Here is a 4,494-nt window from a genome sequence, read left to right on the forward strand (position 1 = left end):
CAGCCGGTGTCGCGTGTACGCCTGATCACGCTGTGGCTGTCGGTCGTGCTGACGGCGGCGGCCGTCGCGGTGGCCGGGCCGGTAGGCATGGTGGCGCTGGTGGGCCCCGAGATCGCACGCTACCTGTCGCGTCACAAGGGCGTGCCGCTGCTGGCCTCGGCGCTGGCCGGCGCGCTGGTGATGGTGCTGGCAGACCTCGCCGGTCGTACTCTGCTGTCGCCGCTGGAAATCCCGGTCGGTATCGTGATGGCCGTGGTCGGCAGCCCTTATCTGCTGTGGATACTGCTGCGCAGCCCGCGCTAGCCGTTGCCCCTATTTTCCTGCTGAGCGGCCCAGGGCCAGCCCTTGCCGCTCAGCGTCGCACGACATGTTTCAGCGGCTGATGATGTACCAGCGGCCGATGATGTTTCAGGAGAGTGCGCCATGAGCGCTGAGACGATGCTTGATCCGCGAGCGATGAATTCCCCGGCCGATCGCCACGCCGCGGCCACCACCGATACCCTGCGAGCTAACGAGCTGTCGCTGGGCTATGGCGCGCGCCAGCGCCATGTCACCGTGATCGATTCGCTGACCCTGGGGCTGCCCGACGGCAAGGTGACGGCGATCGTCGGGCCCAATGGCTGTGGCAAGTCGACACTGCTGGCAGGGCTGGCACGCCTGCAGTTGCCTGAGTCAGGCGCGGTGCTGCTGGAAGGCAAGGACATTCACGCCTACAAGCGGCGCGAAGTGGCCCAGCGCATCGCGCTGCTGCCTCAGGAGACGCATTCGCCCGAGGGGGTAACGGTACATGAGCTGGTGCGTTTCGGTCGTCAGCCCTATCAGGGCGCGCTGAGTCAGTGGTCTGAGGAGGATCAACGGCTGGTGGCCGAGGCGATGGCCGCCGCCGACATCGAGAGCCTGGCGGACCGTGAGCTGGCCTCGATGTCCGGCGGGCAGCGCCAGCGCGCTTGGATCGCCATGGCGCTGGCACAGCAGACGCCCTTGCTGCTGCTGGATGAGCCGACCTCGGCGCTGGATCTCGGCCACCAGATCGAGGTCTTCGAGCTGATCCAGCGTCTGGCCCATGAAGAGGGCAAGACCATCGTGATGGTGGTGCATGATCTGGCCAGCGCCTGCCGCTATGCCGACCACATCGTGGCCATGCATGCAGGCCACGTGATCGCCGAGGGCGCGCCCGCTGAGGTGGTGACGCCGGAGCTGGTGCGCAAGCTCTATGGAGTCGAGTGCCGCCTGATCCCCGACACCGGCACACCGCTGCTGATCGGCGTGCGCCGCACCAGCGAGCGCCTGAGCGGCAGCGCGACCTGAGGCCGAGACTGTGGCCATGACGGGTGCTGTGGCGCCTGCGTGGCCGCTGCCGGGCCTTGCGCAGGCCTGAGAGAGGGGCTTTAGAGGCCTGAGAGGGTGACTTGAGAGGGCAGCTTGATAGGGCGACTTGAGAGAGCGCTCGGCCTCTGACAGGAAAGCCCCAGCCAGCACTGATCGCCCACAAACAGAAAGGCCTCCCCGAAGGGAGGCCTTTCTGTCACGGATATGGTGGAGGCGACGGGAGTCGAACCCGTGTCCGCCGGCACTCCGCCTTCGGCTCTACATGCTTAGTTTCATTATTTGATTTAACACTACTGCCGCCAATGAACAGGCTACAGCAATGCGATTCTCTGAGTTTTAATCTCGACCTTAGAGACGTCGGCCAAGACGATCCTGTTTATACGGGCTCGTTCTCAATCCACCTTGAACAGGCGCAACGGTATCATGAGCAGCTTATGCAGCTAGAGCGTAGTTGTCGTCGTTTGCGACTATATATTTGCAACGTTTTATTTACGAGATACGTTACGATCTCGGCATGCACCTCAGGGTTTGCCACCAGCGTCGAATGCCAGAACGCCCCCATAACAGTGTTACCACTTTACTGCGTTGCTACGTCTTCATCATAACAGGTGGGGACTGTGCTACGCCAGTTCAAGCGTTCAGGAAAATTTCTGACCTGACAGTAGCTTGCTGGCGTGAGCTGCCTCACGCTGCCCTCAGCGGTCGCGCAGGATACGGGCTTTCTGACGGTTCCAGTCACGGTCTTTCTCGGTGGCGCGCTTGTCGTGCAGCTTCTTGCCTTCCACCAGCGCGATCTCGCACTTCACGATCGCATTCTTCCAGTACAGCTTGACCGGCACACAGGTGTGGCCCTTGTCCTGGGTGCGCGAGAAGATGCGTGCGATCTGCTTCTTGTGCAACAGCAGCTTGCGCGTGCGCTGCGGGTCCGCCACCGCGTGGGTGTTGGCGGTTTCCAGCGGATGGATGTGGCAGCCCAGCAGCCAGGCTTCGGCATTCTTGATCACGATATAGGTATCGGTCAGCTGGCCCTTGCCTGCGCGCAGCGCCTTCACTTCCCAGCCTGCCAGTACCAGACCCGCTTCGAAGGTTTCCTCGATGTGGTACTCGTGGCGTGCCTTCTTGTTCTGGGCGATCAGATTGCCGCCCTGTTCGGGTTTCTTTTTCTTGCCCATGTTGCCTCATTTGTCGTGTGCGCCTGCCGTCATCCAGTGTGGATATGGCACATCCTTCTGGATGGGGGGAGGCGTGTTACCATTCAAGGCCAGACGGCACTTCATGCGCCGGCCCATTGTTCATGATACGCATGCTGCGTATCCAAGTCAGCGGAGAGCTAGATGCCTACGGTCAACCGGTCTGCCCTGGTGCGGCATTCGGCCCGGGCAATGTTCGATCTGGTCAATGATTTCGAGCGTTATCCCGAATTCCTGTCCGGCTGCAGCAACGCGGAATTGCTGGAACGTGATGAGGACCATCTCAAGGGCAGGCTCACCCTGTCCAAGGCAGGCATGCAGCAGAGCTTCGTTACGCGCAATGACCTGTATGCCCCCGAGCGGATAGAGCTGAACCTGGTCGATGGCCCCTTCAAGCGTCTGCAGGGGACCTGGCTGTTCACGCCACTGGGCGAAGACGCCTGCAAGGTCTCGCTCGAGATGGACTTCGAGTTCAGCAATCGCCTGCTGGGCATGGCGTTCGGCAAGCTGTTCAGTCAGGTCGCCGCTCAGATGGTCGAGGCCTTCACGCGCCGCGCTGACCAGATCTACACCCAGCGCTGACACCTGGCCGTTGGCCAGGGTGCAACGCCGCGCAGGTGATATATCGCACAGGTGGTATATAAAGGTGGCGAGAGCAAAGGAGCAGACATGACAGACAGAATCACGGTCGAGGTGGCCTATGCGCTGCCCGACAAGCAGAAGATCGTCTCGCTGGCGGTCGCCCCCGGTACCACGGCGCGCGAGGCCGTGCGCATGGCGCGTCTGGAGCAGCACTTTCCGACGATTGCCGCCGAGGTGTTTCTCGAGGCGGACCTGGGTATCTTCGGCAAGGCGCTGCGCAAGCCCGATGAGCATGTGCTGGACGCCGGGGACCGGGTCGAGGTCTATCGCGCCTTGATCACCGACCCCAAGCTTGCGCGCAAGCGGCGCGCCGACAAGGCCGCTCGCGCCGCTCAGTAAGACGAGATACAGGCGAGAATCAAAAACAGCGGGGCACCTTGAAAGGTGCCCCGCTGTTGTTCTGGCTTGTCACTGAGTGAAGAGGACAGTGATCAGCGCTCTTCAGGCAGGTCGGCTGCGCCTGCCTTGGGTTCAGCACGGTTAGGCTGTGCCGCGCGAGGGTCGATGTCCAGGTCCGGCACGATGACGGTTTCCTGGTCGATGTCGCCGCTCTTGTCGATGTTGGAGAGTGAATCGCCTGCGAAGGTCAACGTCACGCGCTTGTTGATGATTTCGCCATCCGCTTTCTTGAGGCGATAGACGTAGTCCCAGCTATCCTCACTGAAGGGGGCGGTCAGCAGCGGTGAGCCCATCACGTAGATGACCTGTTCGCGGCTCATGCCCGGCTTCAATTGCTCGACCATTTCCGGCTTGATCAGGTTGCCCTGAGGAAGGTCGCGCTTGTAGACGCTGAAGTAGCTGCACCCGGTGAGCAGCGACAGGGCGCTGCAAAAGGCGACTGTTTTGATCAAGTTTTGCATTTGCCCTGAAGATTCCCTATCGTTTTGCCTTGGCCGATCATACCTGATACATCAAGCGACTGCGAAGAGTACCCCAGCATGGCCGATCAGAACCATGAACTGCGCAAGGCGGGACTCAAGGTAACCCTACCGCGAGTCAAGATCCTGCAGATCCTCGAGAAATCGACGGATCGACACCTGAGTGCCGAGGACGTGTACAAGGCGTTGCTTGAGGCTGGCGAAGATGTCGGTCTGGCGACGGTTTATCGTGTGCTCACCCAGTTTGAAACAGCGGGACTGGTGATGCGTCACAACTTCGATGGCGGTCACGCCGTCTTCGAACTGTCCCAGGAAGAACACCATGACCACATGGTATGTCTGGACAGCGGCGAGATCATAGAGTTCTGTGATCCCGAGATCGAGCGCCGTCAGCGCGAGATCGTCGAGGAGCACGGCTATGAGCTGGTCGAGCATGCGCTAGTGCTCTACGTGCG

At 61.2% G+C, this 4,494-nt stretch carries 7 protein-coding genes and 1 other RNA gene; 5 read left to right on the forward strand and 3 right to left on the reverse strand.

Going from position 1 to position 4,494, the window contains the following annotated elements:
- The coding region (locus AC4FAH_RS02360) for an iron chelate uptake ABC transporter family permease subunit (protein ID WP_490245605.1) at positions 1 to 303 on the forward strand (303 nt) is incomplete at its 5' end.
- A 120-nt stretch (positions 304 to 423) separates the two neighbouring features.
- Positions 424 to 1,308: an ABC transporter ATP-binding protein gene (locus tag AC4FAH_RS02365; RefSeq protein ID WP_483222540.1), complete on the forward strand. Its 885-nt coding sequence runs from the start codon at positions 424 to 426 to the stop codon at positions 1,306 to 1,308.
- Between the two features lie 226 nt (positions 1,309 to 1,534).
- Here AC4FAH_RS02365 and ssrA read toward each other — a convergent pair.
- Together ssrA and smpB are read right to left on the reverse strand one after the other, a co-directional pair.
- Positions 1,535 to 1,889: a transfer-messenger RNA gene (gene ssrA / locus AC4FAH_RS02370) on the reverse strand.
- 135 nt (positions 1,890 to 2,024) lie between these two features.
- The gene (gene smpB, locus AC4FAH_RS02375) at positions 2,025 to 2,501 is read right to left on the reverse strand and encodes an SsrA-binding protein SmpB (RefSeq protein ID WP_043333345.1); all 477 of its coding nucleotides are present in this window, start codon (positions 2,499 to 2,501) and stop codon (positions 2,025 to 2,027) included.
- A gap of 162 nt (positions 2,502 to 2,663) precedes the next feature.
- On the opposite strand from smpB, the gene AC4FAH_RS02380 reads away from it, so the two are divergent.
- Both AC4FAH_RS02380 and AC4FAH_RS02385 read left to right on the forward strand, forming a co-directional pair.
- Positions 2,664 to 3,101: a type II toxin-antitoxin system RatA family toxin gene (locus AC4FAH_RS02380; protein ID WP_043333347.1), complete on the forward strand. Its 438-nt coding sequence runs from the start codon at positions 2,664 to 2,666 to the stop codon at positions 3,099 to 3,101.
- 87 nt (positions 3,102 to 3,188) lie between these two features.
- Positions 3,189 to 3,500 (forward strand): RnfH family protein, encoded by a 312-nt coding sequence (locus tag AC4FAH_RS02385; RefSeq protein ID WP_043333350.1) that lies wholly within the window; start codon positions 3,189 to 3,191, stop codon positions 3,498 to 3,500.
- 92 nt (positions 3,501 to 3,592) lie between these two features.
- On the opposite strand, the gene AC4FAH_RS02390 is transcribed toward AC4FAH_RS02385, so the two are convergent.
- Positions 3,593 to 4,021 carry an outer membrane protein assembly factor BamE gene (locus tag AC4FAH_RS02390; RefSeq protein WP_052384519.1) on the reverse strand — a complete coding sequence of 143 codons (429 nt, stop codon included), beginning with the start codon at positions 4,019 to 4,021 and terminating at the stop codon, positions 3,593 to 3,595.
- Positions 4,022 to 4,099: 78 nt separating this feature from the next.
- On the opposite strand from AC4FAH_RS02390, the gene fur reads away from it, so the two are divergent.
- Positions 4,100 to 4,494: ferric iron uptake transcriptional regulator (gene fur / locus AC4FAH_RS02395; RefSeq protein WP_490245606.1), on the forward strand; the 395-nt coding region annotated here is incomplete at its 3' end.

It is taken from the genome of Cobetia sp., assembly GCF_983723665.1.

Excerpts from the sequence above, each read along its gene's own strand:
- AC4FAH_RS02365 (WP_483222540.1), top strand. The coding sequence starts at position 424 with ATGAGCGCTGAGACGATGCTTGATCCGCGAGCGATGAATTCCCCGGCC.
- smpB (WP_043333345.1), bottom strand. The coding sequence starts at position 2,501 with ATGGGCAAGAAAAAGAAACCCGAACAGGGCGGCAATCTGATCGCCCAG.
- AC4FAH_RS02380 (WP_043333347.1), top strand. The coding sequence starts at position 2,664 with ATGCCTACGGTCAACCGGTCTGCCCTGGTGCGGCATTCGGCCCGGGCA.
- AC4FAH_RS02385 (WP_043333350.1), top strand. The coding sequence starts at position 3,189 with ATGACAGACAGAATCACGGTCGAGGTGGCCTATGCGCTGCCCGACAAG.
- AC4FAH_RS02390 (WP_052384519.1), bottom strand. The coding sequence starts at position 4,021 with ATGCAAAACTTGATCAAAACAGTCGCCTTTTGCAGCGCCCTGTCGCTG.